At 56.0% G+C, this 24,140-nt stretch carries 21 protein-coding genes and 1 riboswitch; of the genes, 2 read left to right on the plus strand and 19 right to left on the minus strand.

The annotated features are described in order from the left end of the window. Positions 1–15 precede the first annotated feature (15 nt). The 14 genes from BBD41_RS10360 to BBD41_RS10420 form a co-directional block, all read right to left on the minus strand. Positions 16–906 carry a phosphoribosylaminoimidazolesuccinocarboxamide synthase gene (locus tag BBD41_RS10360; protein WP_099477537.1) on the minus strand — a complete coding sequence of 297 codons (891 nt, stop codon included), beginning with the start codon at positions 904–906 and terminating at the stop codon, positions 16–18. 423 nt (positions 907–1,329) lie between these two features. Continuing rightward, positions 1,330–2,625, minus strand: a complete 1,296-nt coding sequence (gene purB, locus BBD41_RS10365; protein WP_077569753.1) for an adenylosuccinate lyase — start codon at positions 2,623–2,625, stop codon at positions 1,330–1,332. A 3-nt stretch (positions 2,626–2,628) separates the two neighbouring features. After that, positions 2,629–3,816: a 5-(carboxyamino)imidazole ribonucleotide synthase gene (purK, locus tag BBD41_RS10370; RefSeq protein WP_099477538.1), complete on the minus strand. Its 1,188-nt coding sequence runs from the start codon at positions 3,814–3,816 to the stop codon at positions 2,629–2,631. Continuing rightward, the gene (gene purE, locus BBD41_RS10375) at positions 3,813–4,298 is read right to left on the minus strand and encodes a 5-(carboxyamino)imidazole ribonucleotide mutase (RefSeq protein ID WP_077570667.1); all 486 of its coding nucleotides are present in this window, start codon (positions 4,296–4,298) and stop codon (positions 3,813–3,815) included. The genes purK and purE overlap by 4 nt, the downstream gene beginning before the upstream one ends. 292 nt (positions 4,299–4,590) lie before the next feature. Then, a riboswitch (purine riboswitch) is annotated at positions 4,591–4,692 on the minus strand. Positions 4,693–5,095: 403 nt separating this feature from the next. Further along, positions 5,096–5,530: a universal stress protein gene (locus BBD41_RS10380; RefSeq protein WP_077569755.1), complete on the minus strand. Its 435-nt coding sequence runs from the start codon at positions 5,528–5,530 to the stop codon at positions 5,096–5,098. 139 nt (positions 5,531–5,669) lie between these two features. Next, positions 5,670–5,933, minus strand: a complete 264-nt coding sequence (locus tag BBD41_RS10385) for a DUF1294 domain-containing protein (RefSeq protein ID WP_028406383.1) — start codon at positions 5,931–5,933, stop codon at positions 5,670–5,672. Positions 5,934–6,275: 342 nt separating this feature from the next. Continuing rightward, positions 6,276–6,413 (minus strand): hypothetical protein, encoded by a 138-nt coding sequence (locus BBD41_RS29985; RefSeq protein WP_007132738.1) that lies wholly within the window; start codon positions 6,411–6,413, stop codon positions 6,276–6,278. Positions 6,414–6,517: 104 nt separating this feature from the next. Next, positions 6,518–8,656, minus strand: coding sequence for a DNA topoisomerase III (locus BBD41_RS10390; RefSeq protein ID WP_099477539.1), 2,139 nt, complete (start codon positions 8,654–8,656; stop codon positions 6,518–6,520). A gap of 261 nt (positions 8,657–8,917) precedes the next feature. Next, positions 8,918–9,742 carry an MBL fold metallo-hydrolase gene (locus tag BBD41_RS10395; RefSeq protein WP_099477540.1) on the minus strand — a complete coding sequence of 275 codons (825 nt, stop codon included), beginning with the start codon at positions 9,740–9,742 and terminating at the stop codon, positions 8,918–8,920. 85 nt (positions 9,743–9,827) lie between these two features. Next, the gene (locus tag BBD41_RS10400) at positions 9,828–11,759 is read right to left on the minus strand and encodes an ABC transporter permease (RefSeq protein ID WP_099477541.1); all 1,932 of its coding nucleotides are present in this window, start codon (positions 11,757–11,759) and stop codon (positions 9,828–9,830) included. Beyond that, a complete protein-coding gene (locus tag BBD41_RS10405) occupies positions 11,734–12,504 on the minus strand; it encodes an ABC transporter ATP-binding protein (RefSeq protein WP_077569760.1) in 771 nt (256 codons plus the stop codon). The genes BBD41_RS10400 and BBD41_RS10405 overlap by 26 nt, the downstream gene beginning before the upstream one ends. Before the next feature lie 269 nt (positions 12,505–12,773). Further along, positions 12,774–13,760 (minus strand): sensor histidine kinase, encoded by a 987-nt coding sequence (locus BBD41_RS10410; RefSeq protein ID WP_099477542.1) that lies wholly within the window; start codon positions 13,758–13,760, stop codon positions 12,774–12,776. Beyond that, positions 13,757–14,455, minus strand: coding sequence for a response regulator transcription factor (locus BBD41_RS10415; RefSeq protein ID WP_077569762.1), 699 nt, complete (start codon positions 14,453–14,455; stop codon positions 13,757–13,759). Before BBD41_RS10415 ends, BBD41_RS10410 begins: the two co-directional genes overlap by 4 nt. A 60-nt stretch (positions 14,456–14,515) precedes the next feature. Beyond that, positions 14,516–15,253, minus strand: a complete 738-nt coding sequence (locus BBD41_RS10420) for an acyl-[acyl-carrier-protein] thioesterase (protein WP_099477543.1) — start codon at positions 15,251–15,253, stop codon at positions 14,516–14,518. Between the two features lie 214 nt (positions 15,254–15,467). Between BBD41_RS10420 and BBD41_RS10425 the strand changes: the two genes are divergently transcribed. Further along, entirely contained in the window at positions 15,468–15,725 is a 258-nt protein-coding gene (locus BBD41_RS10425; protein WP_077569764.1) for a GlsB/YeaQ/YmgE family stress response membrane protein, read from the plus strand. Between the two features lie 189 nt (positions 15,726–15,914). Here BBD41_RS10425 and BBD41_RS10430 read toward each other — a convergent pair whose 3' ends face one another. Continuing rightward, a complete protein-coding gene (locus BBD41_RS10430) occupies positions 15,915–16,808 on the minus strand; it encodes an SDR family oxidoreductase (RefSeq protein ID WP_099477544.1) in 894 nt (297 codons plus the stop codon). Between the two features lie 140 nt (positions 16,809–16,948). On the opposite strand from BBD41_RS10430, the gene BBD41_RS10435 reads away from it, so the two are divergent. Next, positions 16,949–17,899 carry a helix-turn-helix transcriptional regulator gene (locus tag BBD41_RS10435; RefSeq protein WP_099477545.1) on the plus strand — a complete coding sequence of 317 codons (951 nt, stop codon included), beginning with the start codon at positions 16,949–16,951 and terminating at the stop codon, positions 17,897–17,899. Between the two features lie 102 nt (positions 17,900–18,001). Here the strand turns inward: BBD41_RS10435 and BBD41_RS10440 are convergent, their stop codons facing one another. The 4 genes from BBD41_RS10440 to BBD41_RS10455 all read right to left on the minus strand — a co-directional run bounded on the left by BBD41_RS10440 (position 18,002) and on the right by BBD41_RS10455 (position 24,099). Continuing rightward, positions 18,002–18,973: a ring-cleaving dioxygenase gene (locus BBD41_RS10440; RefSeq protein WP_099477546.1), complete on the minus strand. Its 972-nt coding sequence runs from the start codon at positions 18,971–18,973 to the stop codon at positions 18,002–18,004. A 425-nt stretch (positions 18,974–19,398) separates the two neighbouring features. Then, positions 19,399–20,997: a response regulator gene (locus BBD41_RS10445; RefSeq protein WP_099477547.1), complete on the minus strand. Its 1,599-nt coding sequence runs from the start codon at positions 20,995–20,997 to the stop codon at positions 19,399–19,401. 22 nt (positions 20,998–21,019) lie between these two features. Next, positions 21,020–22,363, minus strand: a complete 1,344-nt coding sequence (locus BBD41_RS10450; protein ID WP_077569769.1) for an extracellular solute-binding protein — start codon at positions 22,361–22,363, stop codon at positions 21,020–21,022. Positions 22,364–22,377: 14 nt separating this feature from the next. Next, positions 22,378–24,099, minus strand: a complete 1,722-nt coding sequence (locus BBD41_RS10455; RefSeq protein ID WP_099477548.1) for a cache domain-containing sensor histidine kinase — start codon at positions 24,097–24,099, stop codon at positions 22,378–22,380. Positions 24,100–24,140: the final 41 nt, after the last annotated feature.

A 24,140-nucleotide genomic window follows, 5' to 3' on the forward strand; every position in this document is an offset into this window, starting at 1 on the left:
AAAGGACTGCTCGTATTACAAGCTTGCTGCCGTCAGCCGGCGGTAAATATCGGTATAGCGGTGCGTCGTCTCCTCCACCACATGCAGCGGAAGCGGATCCGGCTCGCTGTTCTTGTCCCAATCGGAAGAAGCGAGGTACGTGCGTACAGGCTCCTTGTCCATGCTGTCGATCTCAATGTCCAGCGCATAGTTGGTTTCATCCCAGAAACGGGAGGAATCCGGCGTGAAAATTTCGTCGATCAGGACGATCTCGCCGTCGATCAAACCGAACTCGAACTTGCAATCGGCTAGAATGATGCCGTGCTTCCGGCAGTAGTCGCGGGCGAATGTATACAGCATCAAGCTTTTGTCCTGCAGCTGCAGTGCCAGCTCTTCGCCCACAAGCTCCTTCATCCGGGCGAGCGAGATGTCTTCGTCGTGACCGACATCGTTCTTCGCGGCCGGCGTGAAGATCGGCTCCGGAAACGCCTCGTTCTTGCGCAGGCCCTCCGGCAGCTTAATGCCGTTTACCTCGCCCGTGGACTGATACTGCCGCCAGCCGCCGCCGGTAATATATCCCCGGACAACGCATTCGATATCAATGCGCTCGGCCTTGCGGCATACCATGATCCGCCCGTCCAGCAGCGTCTTATCCTTCACGGCATCCCCCAGCCGGTTCACGTCGGTATGCACCATATGGTTGTCGATCAGGCCCTTCGTCTGCTCAAACCAGAAGGCGCTCAGCTTATTCAGCACCGTTCCCTTAGCCGGTACGGGCGGCTCTAGGACATAGTCAAAAGCGGAAATGCGGTCGGTTACTACGATGAGTACATGCTCACCCAGATCATAAAGCTCACGGACCTTGCCCTTGTAGAGCAGCGGTGCATGGATCAGGTGGGCGGCGGTCGATAATGCCGGTAATGTCATAGGTTCCTCCCCTTAGACTGCAGCTTGTCTGCCTGTTTATTTAAAGATTCCTGCTAAATTCCATCCCTGCCGCTTCCGTGCACAATGGATCGGCGAACTAAACCATGTCGCTCCATACCTTGCGGATTGAAAGCCGCTCTTCGCTCCAAGTCCCTTTTCGGGACTTGTTTGCTCCTGTGGAGCGCTTTGCGCCCCTACAAGGATGTTTGCAACATCCTTATCTGCGAGTGCAGGTTATTTTCCGATCTTTGGTTCCCCGGATTTCCGTGATCGATGATAAAATCCGGGGACAACCTATGCTTGCAATGCAGCTTTCCGTTTGGAAGGCTTTTATTCAGGAGACTGCTAAATTCTAATTATTCGATTTCGTCGAAATCGATCTTTCTATCCTTATTCTAAAAACGGATAAATTCGCGACATATGCTATTCCAGTCCGAGCTTGGCAAAAATCGTATCGACATGCTTCAGATGCCAGCTTGGATTAAAGGCATCCTCGATTTCCTCGGGACTGAGCACTTCCGTAATAGCGGGAGTCGCCTCTACGATTTCACGGAATTGACGCTGCTCCTCCCATGCCTGCATGGCACGAGGCTGCACGGTATCGTACGCCTGCTCGCGGCTGAAGCCCTTGTCGATCAGCTTCGTCAGAAGGCGGCCGGAGAATGGCACGCCGTACGTGCGGGCCATGTTGCGCTTCATGTTCTCAGGGAAGACCGTCAGGTTCTTCACGATGTTGCCGAAACGGTTCAGCATATAGTTCAGCAGCATCGTGGCGTCCGGCAGAATGATGCGTTCCACGGAGGAGTGGGAAATATCCCGCTCATGCCACAGCGACACGTTCTCATAAGCGGAGATCATGTGGCCCCGAATCACGCGGGCCAGACCGGAGATGTTCTCCGAGCCGATCGGATTGCGCTTATGCGGCATAGCCGAAGAGCCTTTTTGACCTTTTGCAAAAGCTTCCTCGACCTCACGCACTTCGCTCTTCTGCAGCGCGCGGATCTCGGTTGCAAACTTCTCCAGCGATGTCGCGATCAGCGCGAGCGTCGCCATATATTCGGCATGGCGGTCACGCTGCAGCGTCTGCGTCGAGATCGGCGCCGGCTTCGTGCCCAGCTTGCGGCATACGAATTCCTCAACGTACGGGTCGATATTGGCATAGGTGCCGACCGCGCCGGAAATTTTGCCGTACTGGACGTTGTCGGCGGCATGGCGGAAGCGTTCCAGGTTGCGGATCATTTCCTCGTGCCACAGCGCCATTTTCAGACCGAATGTAGTCGGCTCTGCATGAACGCCATGCGTTCTGCCCATCATCGGCGTGTATTTGTAGGCAATGGCTTTCTCCTTCAAAATACCGATAAACCGAAGAATGTCCTGCTCCAAAATTTCATTCGCCTGCTTAAGGAGGTAACCCATCGCGGTATCCACCACGTCCGTGGAGGTCAGCCCGTAATGCACCCATTTCCGCTCGTCGCCAAGGCTCTCCGATACGGCGCGGGTAAACGCGATCACGTCATGCCGCGTCTCCTGCTCGATTTCATAGATCCGTTCGATATCAAAGGATGCGTTCTGGCGAAGCTTCACCGTATCTTCCTTCGGGATCACCCCAAGCTCGGCCCAAGCCTCGCATGCGCACAGTTCAACCTCCAGCCATGCTCTGAATTTGTTCTCCTCGGTCCAGATCGCCCGCATTTCCGGTCTGCTGTAACGTTCAATCATCGTTTAATCCTGCCTCCAAATATTAGTTTTCTCTACCCACTCCAAGGCGTCCCTGACATCCCCGCACAGCAGGTTGATGTGACCCATCTTGCGGTTCGCCTTCGCCTCGCTCTTGCCGTACAGATGAAGCTTCGGCACGACGCCAAGCGACTCGGCGAGCTCATCATGTTCGCCAAAGCGCTGCACCGCTGCTTCCAAATGCTGCCCCAGCACGTTAACCATGACCACGGGGCTCAGCAGCGTCGTATCGCCGAGCGGCAGATCGCAGATCGCTCTGACATGCTGCTCGAATTGCGATGTGGCGCAAGCCTCCATCGTATAGTGGCCGGAGTTGTGCGGACGGGGCGCAAGCTCGTTCACGTACAGCTCCCCTTCCTCCGTCACGAACATCTCCACGGCCAGAAGCCCTGCCGCGTTCAAGCCCTCTGCCACGCGCTCGGCAAGCTGACGGGCTCTGAGCTGTATATCGCTTGGCACTCGCGCTGGGACGATGGATAGATGCAATATATTGTTGACATGCACGTTCTCCGCCGGCGGGAAGCTCTTGACGCTGCCGCTTGGCGTGCGCGCCGCGATGACGGAAATCTCGCAGACGAACTTCACGAACTTCTCCAGCACGAGCTCGGCCCCGCCGGCAGCCAGCGCCTCATACGCCGGCCGCAATTGCTCCTCGCTGCGAAGAACGGCTTGCCCCTTACCATCATAACCTCCGGTAGCCGTCTTTAGCATGCATGGAAGTCCAAGCTCGTCAGCTGCAGATAACAAATCTTCCAAGCTATTGATTTCACGATACGGGGCGACCGGCACGCCAGCCGCTTCAATCGCCGCTTTCTCGCGCAGCCGATGCTGCGTCGTATACAGAAGCTTGCTGCCCTGGGGCACGTAAGACTGCTCCTCCAGCAGCTTGGCCACGCCCGCATCCACATTCTCGAATTCGTACGTAATGACATCCGCCTTCTCCGCTAATTTGCGTGCGGCTTCCACATCGTCATAGCCTGCCGTAATCTGCTCGGCAATCTGTCCGAGCGGCGCGTTCGGAGTCGGGTCCAGGGTGACGAACGAATACCCCATCTTGACGCCGTCCAGCGCCATCATGCGGCCCAGCTGGCCGCCGCCGAGGACGCCGATCACCGAGCCCGGCAGAAGCCGTCTCCCGGCAGCCGTCTGCTGCAATGTCTGACGCTCCGTCATAGGCTATCGCCGCTTTCCAGCACTTCATCGCGTATGCGGTCCCGCCGTGCCTGCACTCTGGCACGGACCTCCGCATCCGAAGCGCCCAAGATTTGCGCGGCGAGCAGTCCCGCATTCACGGCACCGGCCTTGCCGATCGCGACGGTAGCGACGGGAATGCCGCCCGGCATCTGCACGATCGACAGGAGCGAATCCAGCCCGTTCAGCGATTTGGATTGCACCGGAACGCCGATGACCGGCAGCACCGTCTTCGAGGCTACCATTCCCGGAAGATGCGCCGCGCCGCCGGCGCCGGCGATAATGACGCGAATCCCCCGGCCCTCCGCCTCTTCGGCGTACCGAAACATCAGATCAGGCGTGCGATGCGCGGATACGACCTTTTTCTCATACGGAATTTCCAATTCATCTAACACCTTGCATGCCTCAGACATGGTCTCCCAATCCGATTTGCTGCCCATAATGACTCCAACTTGCGCTGCCATGAGCACCCCCGCTTTCCCATGATTAATGTCAGTAATATTGAAATCCCCTGCAAAGCCTCCTGCGCTGACCGCTGCTTCATCGGAAAGCTTTGCGTGAGATCCAGTAACCTCATTCCATACAGATGAAAAAAGTCCGATCCCGTAAACACAATGCTGTGCTGGTCTCGGACATACAAGGAATACGAACGCTGCCGCCCGATGTCAACATAGACATGGTGGGGAAGCGAACTCAAGCGATCAAGATAAACCCGCCCAAGCGGCGGTCATCAAGCCTTGGCCCGCTCATCCTGCCGCACCGTGTGTACTCCCTCGTAGTCCGAAAATTTACGGTTTCCGGGTAGAGACTTCCGGGCCATATCCCCGGCTTTATACGAGAAATATTTAATTCCCAGGATTTTTGCCAAATCCACATTTTTCATTAATCTGCTCAATCATTAATCTGCTCAATAAGTTCTTTTGAACCTCAACATCCTCAGTTTATCAATCTCTGACACCTCATGTCAACCTAAACCCGAACATTCTCAAATATTGAAAATTTAATGTTCGTATTTAACCAAACATAACGTTATGGCCGCGTTAACAAGCAACACGATACCCTGAGTTAGTGGCCCTGTCTAGGTCTGCACCGGGATCCCTGCGTTTCGGGCCGAATTCGCGAATACTGGTGAACCCCCTCGGTAGGAGCTCTAAATGAATACCCTTAGAATATCGAGAAAAAATAAAAGGGCACTCCTGCAAGATCCATGATCTTTCAGAATACCCTCGTTTAATGTCGTACTTTTGATTGAACCAAGCCTCTATTTCACCACAAGCACCGGGATGGTGGCATGCTGCACCACGTTATGGCTGACGCTCCCGAGCACGAACTCGCGAATGCCGCCCAGGCCGCGGCTGCCGATCACGATAAGATCGATGTCGTTCTGTTTGGCATATTCCAAAATCACTTCGGCAGGCGCTCCCTGAATCATGTTGACCTGCCCGTTAACACCCGAATGCTCGATGCGCTCCTTGATTTCTTCTGTCGTCTGCACCGCAATATCGTATACGTCTTTATTAAGCGAAGCGGGAATCGGAGCCAGTCCTTCCCCGACAAAAAAACGCGGAAAGTCATAAGCATGAACCACGTGCAGCTTAGCGTCAGGATTCGCCTTGGTCAGCTCGACCGCGCGTCCGAGCGCTTTGTTCGCCGCTTTAGAGCCGTCGTAAGCCAGTAGAATGTTCGTAAACAGCATACAGGCCACCTCTTTCCTATGTGATAAGACTGAAGACCTACTGTTATATGAATGCTTTACCCGGTATGCCTGCGTTTGAACCGGGCCGTCTAACTTGCTTTAATGGCAATTCCGTCGTATGTAGGAACCTACTTTAAGACTAACTCCAGAAATACCCGTACAGCACCGCGTTCAAAAACAACAGCAGCGGTATGCCGAGCTTGAACGATAAATGCCTTGTTTTATGACGCTTCCGATACATCGCAATCCATGCGCCTAAAGCGCCGCCGACCGCAGCCAGCAGAAACAGCGTCCGTTCGGGAACGCGGTCCCGTCCCAGCCTGGCACGCCGCTTGTCCTCGGACATGACCAGATAGGCAACCGCATTAATGAATATAAACCATACAATCAGCGCGGTTCTCACGTATGCTCCCGCCCCCCATGACCAGCCGGCCGAATCGGGCCTTACGTATGACCCCCGGCTTGTATACTTACGTTCTCACCATATTATAAATCTGCATGATCGAGAAGTACACCGGAAAACTCCGCTCCTTAGTGAGCGAGGGATAGGTTGTGTGACGTTTTGACATGATCGCATGTGTTGAAGATCCATGCCGTCGCGGCGATCGCATAATTCCTTGGCGGGATATGCTGACGAAAAGCGTAAGAAGCCGCCCATAAGAGCGACGCCGGCCGAATGAATCGCCGGGCCCTTCTTACAAGACGGCCAAAAAGAATGATTAAAGGGTCTGTCCCGTCCCCAAGCTTACGATTCGCCCTTCGGAATCTCATTCAGGCTCGGAACATAGTCCGCAGCCTTCTTCGGCTTCAAGGTTTTGCTCTCTTCGAGAATGCTTGCCTTGTTTTGCTGATTCTCCGTTTTTCTTGCTTTATGGTTCGGCATGCCCTTCACCTCCTGTCCGTAGAATGGGCTATTGTCACGGAGGTTATGCGGACAGGAGGAAAGAATAACGAAATGCATTTATACCGGGCTTTGCGCTCTTGCGCCTATTCCTTGCCCTTCTGCTCAAGCGCAGCCTTCAGCAGCTCGCCGAGATTCGAACCGATCGATTCCGGCTTGCTGTATTGCTGGAGCAGCTTGCGTTCCTCGCGCTTGTTCACATGCTTCGCGTCCTTCTTGAGCGTCTCGGTTATGCCGCAGCCGAGGCACTGCACGTACATGCCGGCCTTGCCTTCCTTCAGCTCCATCTTCTTGTGGCACTGCGGGCAGCGCCGGTTCGACAGCCGTTTCTCGCCGGAGCGCTTGTAGCCGCAGTCCTCGCTCGGGCAGACGAGCAGCTTGCCGCGCTTCGTCTTCTTCTCGAGCAGACGGGTGCCGCAGTCCGGGCAGTGGCTGTTCGAGACGTTATGCGGCTTGTATTCCACGTCGCTTCCCTTGACCTCGGTCACCAGCTTCTGCGTCATATCCCGGATGCCCCGCAGGAACGGCTCAGGCTTGCCCTGCCCCTTCGCGATCCGCTCCAGCTCGGCTTCCCAGCGGGCGGTCAGCTCCGGCGTCCGCAGCTCAGGAGCCACCAGCTCGATCAGCTGCTTGCCCTTGCCGGTCGGATGCAGGGACGAGCCCTGGCGTTCGATCGTATCCGAGCTGACCAGCTTCTCAATGATATCCGCCCGCGTCGCCGGCGTTCCGAGGCCGTGCTTCTCCATCTGCGACAGGAGAGCCGCTTCCGTGTAGCGCTTCGGCGGCTGGGTGCGTCCCGGCTTCAGGATGCAGCGGGCAACCTTCACCGGCTGGCCTTCCTTCAGCTCGGGCAGCAGCTTGCCTTCTGGAGCTGACCCTTGTCCCTCGTCATCCTCGCCATCGGCGTCGTCGTCATAATCGCCGCCGTACACCTCGCGCCATCCGCTGTCCTTGACCGTCGTCCCTTTCGCATGGAACGTCTCGCCTTCGATCTGAACGGTGACGGCGACTTGATCATACCGTGCCGGCGGATAGAACAGGCTGATGAAGCGGCGGACGATGAGATCATACAGCTTGCGCTCGTCGGCCGTCAGCTGGTTCAGCAGCACCGTCTGCTCGGTCGGGATAATCGCATGGTGATCCGTTACCTTGCTGTCGTCTACGACCCGCTTGCCCGGTGACAGGCTCTTGCGGAGCAGCGGACGGGCCAGTGATGCATACGGCCCTACCGCGACGCTCGACAGCCGCTCCTTCAGCGTACCTACCATGTCGGAGGTCAGATACCGGCTGTCCGTACGCGGATAAGTCACGAGCTTATGCTGCTCATACAGCCGCTGCAGGACGTTCGACGTCTGCTTGGCCGAGAAGCCGAACCGGCGGTTCGCATCCCGCTGCAGCTCGGTCAGATCGTACGCCAGCGGATGCGGCTCGTTCTTCTCGCTCTTTTTCACGCTGACGATCTTGCCCGAGGCTCCCTCCAGCTTCTGCTTGAGCTTCGCCGCGCGCTCCTTCTCGAACAGACGGCCGTCGCCGCCCGCGGCGCGCCAGGAAGCCTCGAAGCTGCCGAGATCGACCTGCAGCGTCTCATACTCCTGGGAACGGAAGTTCATGATTTCCTTCTCCCGGTCCATAATCATGCCGAGCGTCGGCGTCTGAACCCGGCCTGCCGAGAGCTGGGCATTGAACTTCGTGGTCAGCGCCCGCGTCACGTTCAGCCCGACCATCCAATCCGCCTCCGCCCGGCACCGCGCCGACTCGTACAGGCGGTCGAACTGCTGGCCCGGCTTCAGGGAAGCGAAGCCCTCCTTGATCGCTTTATCCGTCTGGGACGAGATCCACAGCCGCTTGAAGGGCTTGTTCCACTTCGCCATCTTCAGAATCCAGCGCGCCAGCAGCTCGCCTTCGCGGGCGGCATCGGTCGCAATGATCAGCTCGCCGACATCCTGACGCTTCATCAGATGCTGCACGTTCTTGAATTGATGGCTCGTCTCTCTAAGCACTTTAAGCCGCATGGAGTCCGGCAGGATCGGCAAATCCTCCAGCGCCCAGGTCTGGTACTTCTTATCATAGTCCTCGGGCTCCGCCAGGCCGATCAAGTGCCCGAGCGCCCAGGTAACGACGTATTTCGGTCCTTCGAAATAGCTCTTATGCTTCTCGCGGCTGCCCATCACCCGGGCGATTTCCTTCGCCACGGACGGCTTCTCCGCCAATACCAATACTTTCATAGCTCTCCCCTTCCTCTGTATCCCTATTATAACCTCCTCCCCGTATTTTCCACAAAAAAAGAGGCACGCTTTCCTCCACCCCATGGCGGCAGCAAAACGGCCTCTGATCACTCATTCGGTACTTTCGGGAATCCCAAAATCTTCATATCGATGGATCGCAAGGAGACACTCTGGCAGCAATCCAACCCGGCCAATATTGCCCGTTAACGATGAACCATGAAGCGTTTAGGTTAGGATGATTCTTTCGTCCTGCCTGCTCCGCTACTGGTTCTTGTCATCTTCCACGTAACGCCCTTGCTCCGGCACGGCCAGCTCGTCAAAATCCCGGGCCAGGCGCTTCAGCGACACCGCCAGCTCTTCGCCCGACATCGGCACCCCGTGCCCCGTCACCGCTAGCGCAGGATTCAGCGCTTCCAGCCGGCGCACCGATTCCCTTGCCGCATCCCAGTCCGGCGTAAAATACATCGGCGGACCGTGAAGCTCCTTCTCCTGGCTGATCACCGCCAGCGCCGATTCCTGCTGGACCGTAATGATCGCGTCTCCCGCAATGAGCGTCCGGTCCCGTTCGCGAAACAGCGAGATATGCCCCCGGCTGTGCCCCGGCGTCGGAATCCAGCGCCATTCCGGCAAGCCCGGCACCGTTCCGTCCATCGGCAGCGGGTGAATGCGCGAGCCGAGGTCGATCGCCCGGTTCGGATACACCGGCGCTAAACGTGCCATCATGCCGCCGCCCACGCTCGGATCGCCGGGAGGATAATCCTCTCGCCCCGTCAAATACGGCAGCTCCAGCTCGTGGGCATAGACGGGCACCCCCCAGCGGTCCGAAAGCTCCTTCACATTGCCGACATGATCGAAATGGCCGTGCGTCAGCACGATGCCCACCGGCGGCCGCCCAAACCGCTTCTCCGCCGTCTCGGCAATCGAGCCTTCAAAATTCCCGATGCCGGTATCCACCAGTACCCAATCGCCCGTGCCGGGCGAGCCGACCATCTGAAGATTGACGATCATCGTGCGAAGGTTGATAAGATCGGGCAGCACCTCTTCGGTATCCACCGCTCCTGTATTCAGCATGCTGTGTTCGTTCATGCTTCTAACGCCTCCTTTTTCCCGTTAATGCGCTCTTGGTTATAACATACCCGTTTTCGCGCATTTCAACGTGAGTAGGGGGCGGCTATTGAATGATTTTGTTCAATCGTTCCAGATAACGCCAGCGCGTTATGAAGAAATACACGATCTGGACGGTCAGGAAGAACAAGAAGATCTTGATGCTGTGGCCCACAATCGAGAAGTCGACGAGCTGCTGAAGCGCGACGAACGCTACCCCGCTGTGTATAAGCGCGATGAGCAACGGCAGGAAAAACATGATCAATAACTGCCGGGTCACGATGGTGCCAAGCTCCTTCCGGCTCAATCCCACCTTCGCGATCATTTGATACTGCTGCTCGTCCCGGGCCAGATCGGCGTACAGACGGAAATATACGAAGCTTGCCGCAAAGGTGAAGAAGACGATGCCGACCAGGCCGCTGACCATCAGCAGAATGCCGTTTTTCTGCTGGGCGCTTTTCCAATCAATGTACAAGGAGTTCAGGTAATAGCTGTATTCGCCGCTTTCATTGAACCGCTCCGCCATTGCTCTTGTCGCATCCCCGGTATCCTTCCAGTTTTTAACGTAAAACGCATGGAAGATGACGAAGCCGTACTCCCCCTGCTCCTCCTGTGTTTTTTTCACCTTCTCGTACAGGCTGTCCGATACGACAAACTGCTCGCCATAGCCCTGAGGCACGGCGATAAACGTTTCCGCTTTGGCTATCCGAAGCGTGACCGCCTCTTTACCGGTCTCAAGCTCGATCTCCTCATAAGCTGGCCCATGGATTCTGTAGCTGTTTTTTTCCGTAACCGTGCTGGGCGTCAGAATCGCCTCATCCTCACCCAGAGTCTCGGCCGGATACCCAAGAGACTGGGCCAGCTCATTGTACTCGCTAAGCTTGACCAGCTTCATCCCGTTCGCCGAGAAAATCGGCTGTACCGACGTCTCCTTGTAGTCGAATCCGCCCTTCTTCAGCTCCTCTCTGATGATCGACAGATGCTGATTCCCTAGTTCCGCTTCCTCCTCGAAGTAGGGATACGTATAAGCATAAGGATTTTCCATGGCCGACAGTCCCGGATCCCCGATCGCTAGCGTTGTTCCGATCCCCGTAAAGGCCGAAGCCGAGATGATCGACACGAGGAAGAACATGACGGCGTTATCCTTGATCCGGTACATCAGCTCGGAAAGGGTGAGCAGATTGGTCTTGCGGAAGAAAAACCTCTCCTTCCTCTGCAGATACCGCATAAAATAAACGCTGAACTGCGTGAAGAGGAAATACGTTCCCAGAATGACCAGCGCCACCCCTCCGAACAGGAGCAGGAAGTTGAAGATTTGCAGCACGGCAAACGCCATGACCACGCCGTAGCCTGCACCGATCAGCAGCACCGCCAGGACGGCCAGCCAAGGCGAAGCCTTTGGCTGCGGCTTCGGGCTCTCCTCCGCCTTAACCAATGCAAGCAGCGTGCCCTTTCGAAGCATCACGGAAGAAAACAGGGCGATCAGAAGGAACAGCACCGCATAAGCCGCCGCCGTCAGCAGGAGCGCCTTCAGCGGAAAATAAAACGGCAGCCCGTTATCCACCGCCAGCACCTTGGCGCTGATCAACAGGATGAGCTTGGAGAACAGCACGCCTGCTCCGATGCCCGCCACGATCGCTGCCGACCCGATCAGGAGGTTCTCGATAAACAGCATCCGGTTGAGCTGCTTCCGGGACATGCCCAGGATCAGCAGAATCCCGAACTCCCGCTTGCGGACCTTAATGAATGCCCCGACGGAATACAGCAGGAAGAAGAAGGAAAAGATGAATACGATATATTGCGACACCGTCATCCCTATCGTTCCGAGCTCGCTCATCGTTCCGCTGGAGGAGACGATGCCATCTTTGAGCTCCGGGTGGAACGCTAGGAGGCCATAGGTGAAGAAGATCATCACGGAGAAGGCGCTGCTCAGAAAATGCGCAATATAGGTCCGCTTGCTCCGCAGGACGTTATTAATGGCGAACTGGCGAAAATTCATGTCCCGAACCTCCCAGCAGTGACAGCACATTTATGATTTTCTGATAAAAGGCGGACTGGTTGTCCCCGCTCGTAATCTCGTTGTACAGCTGGCCGTCCTTGATAAAAATGACCCGATTGCAGTAGCTCGCCGCTACCGGGTCATGTGTGACCAGGAGCATCGTGACCTTGTCCTCCTTGTTACGGCGGTCCATAATCTCCATCACGTCCCGCGCCGACTTGGAATCCAGGTTGCCGGTCGGCTCATCCGCGAGCACCAGCTTCGGCACGTGGATCATCGCACGGGCGACGGCCGTCCGCTGCGCCTGGCCGCCCGAAATCTCGTAGGTCCGTTTGTTCAGGATGGAGGTAATCCCGAGCTTGTCGGCCAGCGCTTCGACACGGCGGTTCATTTCCTCAAGTCCGATACCGTCAAGCGCAAGCGGGAGCACGATGTTCTCCTTCACCGTGAGCGTATTGAGCAGATTGAAGGACTGAAAGACAAAACCGAGTTCGCGGCGGCGGAACATCGCCAGCTGATCCTGCGACAGCCGGAACGGATCTTCTCCGCCGATCCGGATCTCTCCGGAGGTTGGCCGGTCGATCGTCGAGATCATGTTGAGCAGGGTCGTTTTCCCGCTGCCCGACGGCCCCATGATGCCGACGAATTCCCCTTCCTCGATGCTTAGATTAATATTCGACAGCGCTTCGTGGGACACGGCCGCCTTATAGACTTTGCCCAGATTGCGCACGGATAAAATGTCCATGATGTAAACCTCGCTTTCAAAATTGGCTTTTGCTTGTAAGGCTAGTGTAGCGCATGCCCCTCTTAGCTCCTATCGATCCGTCTTTCACGAATCTTACATCGGTGTAAGATTCGCCTATTATAACCCTGCCCACTCCTGACACAACATATCGAAAATGCCTAGCCGACGCAAAAGAACCTTATCCCAGCTTCAAGCTGCCCTCGGGAGGCTCATCTTGATTCTCGGAATAAGGTTCGTTGTCGGATCTTTCTTCCGCGTTATAGATCGAATCACTGCAGGAATAAGAGCCTTACGGTTGTCCCATGCCCGGGCTCGGATTCCAGCTCGATCCGATGGTTCATTCTCCGAACGACCTCGCTGACCAGGTAAAGGCCCATCCCGGTCGACTCCTTCAGCTTCCTGCCGTTCTCCCCCGTATAGAACGGATCGAAGACCCGCTTGGTATCGGATTTCGGAATCCCCATCCCACGGTCCATCACCTCCAGCGCCACTTGGCGCCGATCCTCGGAGCAGTACGCCCGGACCGTAACCTTGAGCCCGGAACCGGACGAATATTTGATGGCATTGGACAGCAGCTGCATGAGGATGAAGCGGAGCCATTTTGCATCCGTCTGGACAGTGAGAGCTGGATCGATGACTACCTCAGGGTAGACATGGCTGTGAATGAAATAGCGCTTGTTCTCATGCACTGCGTCCACCGCAGCCTGATGAAGCTTAACCGGCTCCACGCTGAAATCCTGTTCGAAGGTTTCCAGCCTGGACATGTACAGCACCATATCCAGGCCGCGACGAATGCGGTCGGATTCCTCGGAGATGCTCCTGTAGCCGTCGTTGTCGTCCTCCTGAGTAATCATCTCGATGACGGACAGCGGCGTCTTCATCTGATGCACCCATTGATTCATGAAGATGAGATGCTCCCGCCGCCGTCGCTCCCATTCCTCCATCTGGTTCCGGTATTGGCGGTATTGCTCCTCCATCAGCTCGCTGAGAGCGGTCGGCAATGGGGCCGATTCATTGTGCTTGATGGATTCCTCAAGCGAGGCAAGAGGCTGTGACAGCCGCTCGTAAAAATCCCGATGGGTATAAAATCGGAATGCCAAATATCCCCCCATCACGGAAAGCCCCAGCAGCACCGCGTACGAGGCCGTCACGGGATGATCATAGCCGTCGTACCAGAATACGAGGAGCACAACGAGCAGCTCCGCTGCCGTAAACAGGATCAGCGCCAGATGCTCGCGCCAGAAGAGCCGCTTCATTGCGGCCTCTGCCAGACGGGATGCAGCCTGTAACCGGAGCCCCGTACCGTTTCCAGCGCGCCTTCGATGCCCAGCTCCATCAGCCGTTTCCGTACCCGGTTAATGTTTACGCTGAGCGTATTGTCATCCACGAATGTATCGTCCCACAGCTTCTCCAGGATCGTCTCGCGGGTGACAAGGCGCGGGCTGCGGGCCAGCAGCGTCTCCAGCAGGATCGTTTCCTTCTTCGTAAGCGGCGTCGTTTGTTCGTTCAGCTGAAGCTCCATCCGCTCCGGATACAAAACCAGCCCTTCCTTCTCCACCGTTCGTTCGCCGGAGCCGGGGGCGTAGTCGCCGTATACCCGCCGCAGCTGGCTGTGGATCTTGGCAATGACGATGTCGTATGCGAACGGCTTCGTAATGTAATCGTCGGCTCCGTTCTCCAGCGCCCGCAGCTGGTCGGGGGTTCCGTTTCTTGCGGATATAAATATAATCGGGCACGTGGACATCGACCGGATCTGGCGGCACCAGAAATAGCCGTCATAGCTGGGCAGATTCACATCCAGCAACACGAGATGCGGCTTGATTTCCCGGAACCGCTCAAGCACATGATCGAACTCCCGGATGATGATGCCTTCGTTTCCGTACCTAGCGATCTGCGATTCAAGCAAACCCGCCAGCTTCGGATCATCCTCCACGATCATGATTTTGTACATCATTCTTCCCCCTCATGGCATGCAAGGCCGGAAACGGTAAATATCGCTTCGCCTCGTCTTTTACTGTTCCCCTTTAACGAGCGCGGCTTCGAAAAAGTTTGTTCCCTCCGGGGAAACGCCCTGCACATAAATCCGGCCCCCGGTTTCGTCGGAGCGCCGGACGATGATCGTATCCTTCAGCCTTGCCTCGTGGTTGTAGGTAATTTTGAATCCGGTCACCTTATCCCCTTGCAGCTCCGGCTCATCCAGCACATCCATGCACAAGTCGGCATAGCGTGCGTTATTCATATGACCGTTCACGTCGATTCCGCTGTATCTGACCACGGTGGTATAGGCCTCCTCGAGCTCGATGCCTTCAGGCATTACCGCCTTGCTTGGCAGTTCTCCTACGGAATCCTGCCCGATGGGAACGTCATAAGGAAACATGGACGGTCGCAAAATTTTTCGTTTCTGAATATCCACCAGGGTCCATACCGAACGGGCGCCGCCAACCTGCTCCCCGCGATCGTCCATAATCCGGTAATCCCGGTGCCAGAGAACCCCTTTGGAGCCGCGGCTCCATGTCTCCACATGAATGGTTTCCATGTCGCGCGGAATGCTTGCCATATCAGCTTCAAGCGTAATAAGCATCCAGCCGAGTCCCCGCTCAATCATTTCCTCGCGGTCGATTCCCAGCGCCTCGATATGCTTGTCCGCCGCTCTTTGCATAATGCTCAGCAGCGACGACCAGCGGCAGTCTCCCCTGAAATCCGAATCCACGGATTGAATCGTATACGTCTCGGTCCATTTCTCTGCCATAGCCTTAACTCCATCTCCTTTTTATTAGCCTAAGCCGCCCTCGCAACATTTCAAGGATATCAATTCCCGTCCGTTTTTCAAAGCAGTTCTCCCAAAGGTTGAGGGTGCTGGAAATAAAGTAATACATTCGAGTTTTGGGGTTACCCGGTTTAAAAGTCGCTTCTTTGGTTAATAGTAAGGCACAAACAACTATAACTTATACGAGGTGATAAACATGAGTTTTCTGTGGTCATTAATCGTAGGCGGTATTATCGGATGGATCGCGGGCTTGATTATGGGAAGAGACATCCCGGGCGGCATTATCGGTAACATCATCGCCGGGTTTGTCGGTGCATGGCTCGGCGGCCTGCTGCTGGGCGAGTGGGGGCCTGAAATGGGCGGCTTCTTCATCGTACCTGCATTGATCGGTGCCGTGGTGCTCGTCTTTATCGTCAGCCTGATCATGGGCTCGATGAGACGTAACCGTTCGTAATCTTTGCCTCGGGTTGAACCCCATTGGCGCGGGGCTGGAGGACGTTCCCCTTGCGTGCAAACATAAGGAACCAATGAATAGCTCCAGCCCTTTAATATTGGGTATACGTTAAAAGATGCAAAAACAGGGTGCCAAGCAAGCCTTCAGCTTGCTTGGCACCCTGTTTTGCTGCGATTGAAGTCCACTCCTTTAGGGGAGGGGCAATCCGTGTTTCTTGGCATAGTTCCCCCAGTGGGGCTTGCGGCCATCGATATCGGAGAAGCCATATTCGTCCGATAAATCCCAGCTGGTCAGCGCTCTTCCGCTCTTCTCCGACACCTTCGGATCTGCGGCAAGCGCCGCCACCGCCTGTCCGATCAGGTAGGGCGTCTCCGACTCAATGAAATGCGGATCTTTCGCCACGGCATCCTGCCAATTGTCCTCGCTGACACCGAAATGCGCAAGCATTTGCTCGGATCGGAGGAACCCCGGCGTAACGGACAACGCGGTCACGTTATAGGGCCGAAGCTCAGCCGCCATTGCTTCCGCCAGGTGGATGCCCGATATTTTCGCAAGGCTGTAATATAGATTGCCCCGGTAACGATAGGTGGAGCCGTCCGTGATTTCAATGACAAGTCCGCTCCCTTGCTGGACCATAAGCGGCACGCCGTAATAACTGGTCATGAGATGGGAGGTAACCGCCCGTTCCTGCATAAGCATGCCATCCGACAGGAACTGCTCCCAGAAGGGAACGTTCCAATGCGTCAAATGCTCGCCGCCCCATACATCATTTACAAGGATGTCCAATTGCCCCTTTTGTTCATCGTTCACGCGCTCAAACAAGGCCTTCACCTGTGCCTCGACCGTATGGTCGCATTTAACCGGAATGCCGACGCCACCTCGCTCAATCACCATGTCCGCCGTATCCTCAATGGTCTCGGGACGATTTATATCCGATTTTTGCCCGCGGACGCTGCGGCCGGTGCAATAGACGGTCGCTCCCGCTGCTCCGAGCATAACCGCAATCGCCCGGCCCGCTCCCCGGGTTGAGCCTGCTACGACCGCAACCTTCCCCTTCAATGGCTTCGATTCCAAGGTTTCCATGGATAGTACCTCCCACATCTTAGATTTCGAAATTCGCATTCTTACGGCCATTATTTTATCCTTCATATATGACATCCATTGTCTTATATCCATGCTACAATGAATGAAAAAATTGAAATCGAAGTCGAGGTGACGCCTTCATGCGAGCAGACCGTCTGCTGTCGATCATGCTGATGCTACAGAACGGGGGTAAAAAGAATACGCGTTATCTGGCCGAGCAGCTGGAGGTTTCGGAGCGGACCATCATCCGCGATATGGAGAGCCTCAGCGCAGCCGGCATTCCGGTATACGCCGAGCGGGGCCAGGCTGGGGGCTGGATGCTCGAGGAAAGCTATCGGACGAATCTGACGGGGATGACGCGGGAGGAGCTGATCTCGCTTCTCATATCAAGCCACAGCCCGCTGATCGGCGATCTGGAGATCGGCAAGCAATTTGATGCCGCCTATCAGAAGCTGCTCGCATCTTCTCCGCGGTCCATTCGGCAGGACGCCGAGATGATTCGGGAGAAAATCCATATCGATGGCGTTGGCTGGCATGCCTTCAAGCAATCGCATCCGTACTTGACGGTCATTCAAGAGGCGCTGTGGGAGAACCGCAAGCTGCGGATTCATTATATGAAGGGAGACGAACCAGTGGAGCGCATCGTGCATCCGCTCGGCCTTGTCGCCAAACGAAACACCTGGTATCTTGCGGCCGAGACGCCAGAGGGACTCCGGACATACCGCGTCTCAAGAATTGCCGATGCCTTGGTGCTCGAGGATACCTTCATACGTCCGGAGGGCTTCGATCTCGGTCGTTACTGGGAAGAGTCGATCGCGAGCTTTAAGCGAAATTTACCCAGCTACATCGCACGGGTCGAGATGACGCAGTCCCTGATCAAGCGCTTCGAAAGGGAACGGTATGTCAAAATTCTCAGCCAGGAGCCCAGCGCCAAGGAAGGCTGGATCGAAGCCGATCTGGAGCTTGAAACGCTGGAATCCGCTTCGGCTTTCCTGTTAAGCTGCGGAGCGGAGATTAAAGTGCTTGCCCCTCAGGAGCTCCGTGACCATGTAGGCTCGGCCGCAAAAGCGATCTGCCGGCTGTATGAGTAGCATACGGGCACGGCAACAACGCCGGCCAACTCTCGGATAGAACGAGAGCGGCCGGCGCATTATGGGAATTTTTTAATGGAGTATATATTTCAGAATATGAATTTACCGTTTGGTGTTTAATGGCTTTAAATTCGCTTCGATGGCTTCACGCTTCCCTTCGAGGAACGGCGGCAGCGCGAGAGTTTCCCCCAGGTGGTCGATATGCTCATCGGTATCGAATCCCGGGCCGTCGGTGGCCACCTCAAACAATATGCCGTTCGGCTCCCTGAAATACAGGGAACGGAAGTAGTACCGGTCGACAAATCCCGAATTCGGGAATCCGACGGCGCCGATCTGCTGAATCCATGCCTTCAGCTCCTCCTCATTCTCTACCCGGAAGGCTACGTGGTGAACGCCCCCGCGTCCGAGGCGCTCCCGAGGGAGGTCGGTCCGCTCTTCCACATGAACCTCGGCACCGGTCCCCCCTTCTCCGGTCTCGAATACGGCAATGTCCGGCTGACCCTCCACCGGCGAAGCGTACTGGCCTTTGCGCCGGAAGCCCATCAGCTCCGTGAGCACCTGCACCGTTGGCTGCGCGTTCGGCACGGTCAGCTGAACGGGACCCAGGCCGATAATCGCGTATTCCGGCGGCACCGGCCCATTTGCCCACGGACGGCCCCCGGCTACGCCTTCGTTATTCTCATCGGACACGAGGTTGATCCGCTGTCCCTCAAAGTCCCTGAACGCCAAGGTAAGCCTCCCGGCGCGTTCCTTCACGTCCTCGCGCTCAACGCCGTGCCGGTCCAGACGCTCCGCCCAGTAGGTCAGCGCATGATCGCTCGGCACCCGCAGCGAAGTGGCGGATATGCTGTTGTTTCCCTCACGCGTCCGCCCCGCCATCGGAATTTCGAAGAAGGTAAGCTCTGTTCCGGGATTCCCCTTCTCATCGCCGTAAAATAAATGGTATACCGACACGTCGTCCTGATTGACCGTCTTCTTGACGAGCCTCATTCCCATAACTTCAGTATAAAAATCAAAATTATTGGAAGCCGATGCGGTCAGTGCGGAAACATGGTGAATGCCTTTAAACTCCATGATGATTACCTCCTTGGGTGATCTGGCTTGATCTTGATTGCCGTGACTCCGGGACAGGTGCAGCGGCTCTCCTGTTCGTTCAGCTTTGCCGTTCGGCGGGACGGAACGACTCCTTGACTCGTAACGATGCCGTTGTATAATTGACGCCCGGCTCCGTCGAAACAGCGCCTTGCTCTTATTCGGGGTGCTTGTGGAATCAGTTTAGACCCAAACGGAACGATCGTCAAGTCTCAATTTTAAGATTTATTGAATAAAGATATATTCGGAGACAGGCATCCATAGTAACAACATAACCATCAAAACAGGTGTCCCTCCCTTATCGTTAGGAAAAACACACCTGTTATGCACTCTCGCATTCTATTTCATACCGCACTTCTTCATACTTCTTGATATCATACTTCGTTACTGCTGCTTGAAGCCCCGCCCTACATGGGCGTTGCTGCCTCCTCCCGGTATTCGGAAGGCGTCTTACCCGTTATTTTCTTGAACACCTGCGTAAAATACCGCGGATCCTGATAACCGACAAGCGGCGCAACCTGGTACACCTTGACTTGGGTATTGCGCAGAATGCTCTTGGCCTTCTCGATCCGGCACTCCGTCAAATACTCCAGGAAGGTATATCCCGTCGTCTGCTTGAACAGCGTACAAAAATGGCCGATGCTCAAATCGGACAGCTCGGATACTTCCTCGATGCTGAGATCCTTCTGGTAATGCTCGGCAATGTACGCCTTGGCTTTGCCGATGACGGCCTGGATGTTGTCCCGGGAGTGGCCGGTTCGGCTGTCGGTCATCCATTGGCCGAAACGCGATTTCATGACATCCATCAGCTCCTGCAGCGTCTCGGATGATTGGAACTGCTGCAGCAGTTCCTCCAGAGACCATTCGAACGTCACCTTCATATGCTCGAATTGCCGATACAGCACGACACTCAGCTCAAACAGCAGACGCTCCGCCATTTTCCGGCTGATAGCATGCTCGCCGATATACGCCTTGGTTTCGTCCAAGAGCTCAAGCAGACGCTCCTTGTTGAGCGTACGGATGCTTTCCACCATGAGCGACTCCAGCTGCTTGGGATATTTCAATCCGCCAGACTGCTCCGCTGCGGATTCCCCTCCTCCCGGGAACACGCCCTCCGCTCCCGTATAAAAACGCCGGTACAAAGCCCTCACCGCCGTTTCGTACGCCACGCCGAGCCGGTCGATACCGGTCATGCCGCCGCTGAAGCCGACGGAGCAGGACAGCTTCGTATATCGCTTGATCAGCCCGACCAGATCGCGCCCGATTGCTTCCTGCCGGTCGCGGGTCAAGCTTGGGAGCAGCAGCACCCACTCCCCGCTGCGGAACGGAAATACCGTAAGCCCTCCATTCATCAGCGACCAATCCTCCAGCACATTGCGTACGGCGAACAGCCACAGCCGCTTCTCGTCCATGGACCACTGCTGGTTCAGTCGCGGATAGTGATCCAGCTGAATCACGGCCATCGTATACCCGTCCTCGAGCTCGCTGTCTTCGAGCCACTGCATATGCTGGAGCGGGCTTCGGCTGCCCTCGATGAATTCCGTCAGCATCCGCTCGCGGGCAAGCAAGGACAGAACCTTAACCGAATGCAGCATCCGGTCGTCGGCCATTTGCCGCTCCAGCGTCTTGGCGGCCCTGGCAATCGTCTCGGTCAGCTCCTCATGATCGATCGGCTTCAGCAAGTAATCGAAGGCGCCCTCACGGAGCGCTTCCCTTGCATATTCGAACTCGCCGTAACCGCTGATGAAGATAATGAGGCGCCTGGATTGGTCGGCCTTCAGCTCTTTCATCAGCGTAATCCCGTCCATGCCCGGCATGCGGATATCGCTGATGACCAAATGCGGCGAAAGGTCGCGCGCGAGCTTCAGCGCACTGTCACCGCTCTTCGCTTCCCCAACGACCTCGAGGTCGAGCTCATCCCAAGGAATCGCCGCCTTCAGGCTGCGCAGTATCATCGGTTCATCGTCGACCAGCATCACTCTGAATTTTCCGTCCGACCCTCCCACAGCCGTCCCCCCTTTCCCTCTATTATTCGATTACCGCATTTCTTCGCAGCTGCCAATACCGCACCGAGGACGCCTGAATTTCCTCCAGCGCTGCCGCAGCATCCATCCGTCCGCCGATCATCTCCTCGACCACTTTAAGAAAGGTTCGCGTAACCTCCGGCGACAGCTGATTGTCGTAAGGTATGAAGGTGCTGGGCGACTGCTCCATCAGCTCGATCACCTGGGCGAAGACCGGCCCCGTCTCGTTGGCATCAAACGTAATTTTCATCGAAGGAACGCGCAGTCCCTCATAAACTAGGCGGGTCTGGACCTCCGGCGTATAGAACATCTGCAGCAGCTCCAGCGCTGCCTGCTTCTTCAGCTCATCCAGATTAGAGGACAGACCGATTCCGATCGTATATCCGCCGGCCAAGGAGCGGGCTTCGCCCGGGCGGAGGGACGGAAACGGAATGACGCCGACCTCCTGCTGAAATTCAGGGCGGTCCTCATTCTGAAACAGCGTGATGTCCCAGCTGCCGTTCAAATACATCGCCGCCTTTCCTTCGGTAAACAAAGCGATCGCCTCTTCCGTGGAAAGATCATTGGCTCCTTCGCTGAAAGCGCCTTGCCCGATCCACGATTCAAGGTCATGGAACGCCTGAAGATAGGGCTCGTTATGAAAGCTCACCCCATCTTGTCCCTCGACCAGCCTGCCGATCAGCCCGGGACCCGCATGGCGATCCATGAAATATTGCGCGAATATCCCGGCCGGCCAGCGGTCCTCGTTCCCTAGCGCAAACGGAATCAGGCCGTTCTCCCTCAGCACCCGGATCGCCTCGCTCAAATCGCTCATCGTTTCCGGAGGCTCAAGCTCCAGCTTCCGAAACAACGTCCTGTTGTAATAAATCGGCTCCGCATGGCCTTCAAACGGCAGACCGTACACCCTGCCGTCCAGCGTCCAGTGATGAAGATCCTTAAATTGATTCGCGAGGCCGTTCTCCTTCAAAAAGTCCGTCAAATCCATCAGCCGGTTCGATCTCGCGTAAGGGATGATCTCCGCGCCTCCGAACAGCACGAACATATCCGGCGGCGTTCCCGTCACCATCTCGCTCTTCAGCTTCTGCTCGCGGTGGATCGTCTGATCGATGCTCTCGAAGTTTATTTTCACGTTTGGATGCGCTTTCTCATACGTGCGCACGATGGATTCGAAAATATCCAGAACCGGCTTGTCATGCTCCTTGTTCCAGAAGTGGCGGAACGTCAGCGTTATTTTCTCGGGTGCGGCTTCCTGTGCCGGCTCATGCTGCCGCAACGTAATCCACACGACGGAGAGCGCCAAAAGAGAGGCGTATACAACAATCCAGCCCCAATTCCAAAACCATCTCAAGTGGAGCTCCCCCTTCATGTGAGTATTTTCGGAATCCGAATACGAATCATCGATCCGTAACCGGCCGAAGAGCAGATCATGAGGCCGTATCGGCTTCCGAACCGAATGCGGAGCCGTTCGTGGACATTCTTGAGCCCGACGCCGTTCTCGCGGTATTTTTTCAGCTGCCCCTGGTCTTTGTTCCACAGCTCGATCAGCGTTTCCGGGTCGAAGCCCGGTCCGTTATCCGTGACATCAATGACGATATCGTCCCGCTGCTCGGATACCTTGATGCTGATATAGCCGCTTTCCTCCATCGGCTCAATGCCGTGATACAGCGCGTTCTCGACAATCGGCTGCACGATCAGCTTCTGGGTGACAAAGTGCCTGAGCGAATCCGGAAGCTCGATCTCGTAATCGAATTTCTCCTCAAACCGGAACTTCTGGATCCGCATATAATGCCGGACATGCTCCAGCTCCATGCTGAGCGGAATGAGCTCATGATGCTCGCTGATGCTGATGCGCAGCAGCTTGCCGAGCGAGATCACCATTTTGCTGATATCCTTGTTTCCTTGCAGAACGGCCATCGAGTTAATCGACTCCAGCGAGTTGTATATAAAATGCGGATTGATCTGCGCCACCAGCGCCTGCAGCTCCGCTTCCTTCTTCCGTGCCTGCTCGGTCTCCACTTGAGCCAGCAGCTCCTGAATCTGCGTGCTCATCCGGTTGAAGCCGTCAATCAAGAGCCCCGTCTCGTCTTGCGCACCATGATGCGGCGGAATCGGGACGAAAATCCCCTGCTTCACCCGCTTCATGCCGTTCACCGCGCTGATGATGCTTCGGACCATGCGCCGGACAAAAAAACGGTCGAATAAAAAAGCCGATACCAATGAAATCAGTCCCAGGATCAGCGCAAGGTTGCGGATGGACACCGATTCGGCGGCGATCAGCTTGCTCGGCGTAATCGCGACCAGAAACCAGTCCTTATTGTGGGAAGGCATATACGTGATCAGCGACTTCTCCCCTAAGTAGCGGTCGACGTAATGCCCTTTGCCGTTCACGCCCTCTTCGGCCAGAAAAGGAAACTCCGCCCGTTCCCCGATATGCTCCCCGGACTTGTTAAACACGATCCGGCCCTGCTTGTTAACCAGCAGGATGTCCCCCTGCTTCAGCGTTGCCGCTTCCCAGAACACCTGATCCAGCAGATCCGGCTTCACGTAAATCACGAAGGCTCCGATATCCTCCAGCGAGTAATAGTCTTTGACCATCCTGGCCTGGATCAAGACCGGGGCACCCGATTCGGCCGAGCCGTTCTCGCCGGGCCCGACCCACAGCGGGCGCCCTTCCGCCTCCCCGACCGCCTTATACCAATCCTCCCCTCTCAGCTCGGCAAGCGGCATGCCTCCGCTTGTATGATAGACAAGCTGTTCGTTCGAATACAGCGCAAACGACGCAATCATCGGATGATTGACGAGGTTATTGATCTCCTGCCGCCGCTCGTATGTGATCGGATAATCCGGCTGCTTCAGCATCTGCTGAACGGTCTGCTGGGTTATCGCCGAATTGGAAATCGTCGTAATCTCGCTTAATGCGAATTTCAGCTTGCTGTCCGTTTCCAAGAGCGATATCGAATAGAAATCGTTCGACTTCTTCTCCATGGCTGCGGAGAAGCTGTAATAGGATACACCGCCCAGCGCAATGACGGGGATGAAGACAAGCAGAATAATAGCCAGCAATATTTTTCGGCGGAGCTTCATGGCCGGTTCTCCCCCCAATCTCTATCTCTATTATTCTTCGC

The organism is Paenibacillus ihbetae, assembly GCF_002741055.1.
Taxonomy (GTDB): Bacteria; Bacillota; Bacilli; order Paenibacillales; family Paenibacillaceae; genus Paenibacillus_AQ; species Paenibacillus_AQ ihbetae.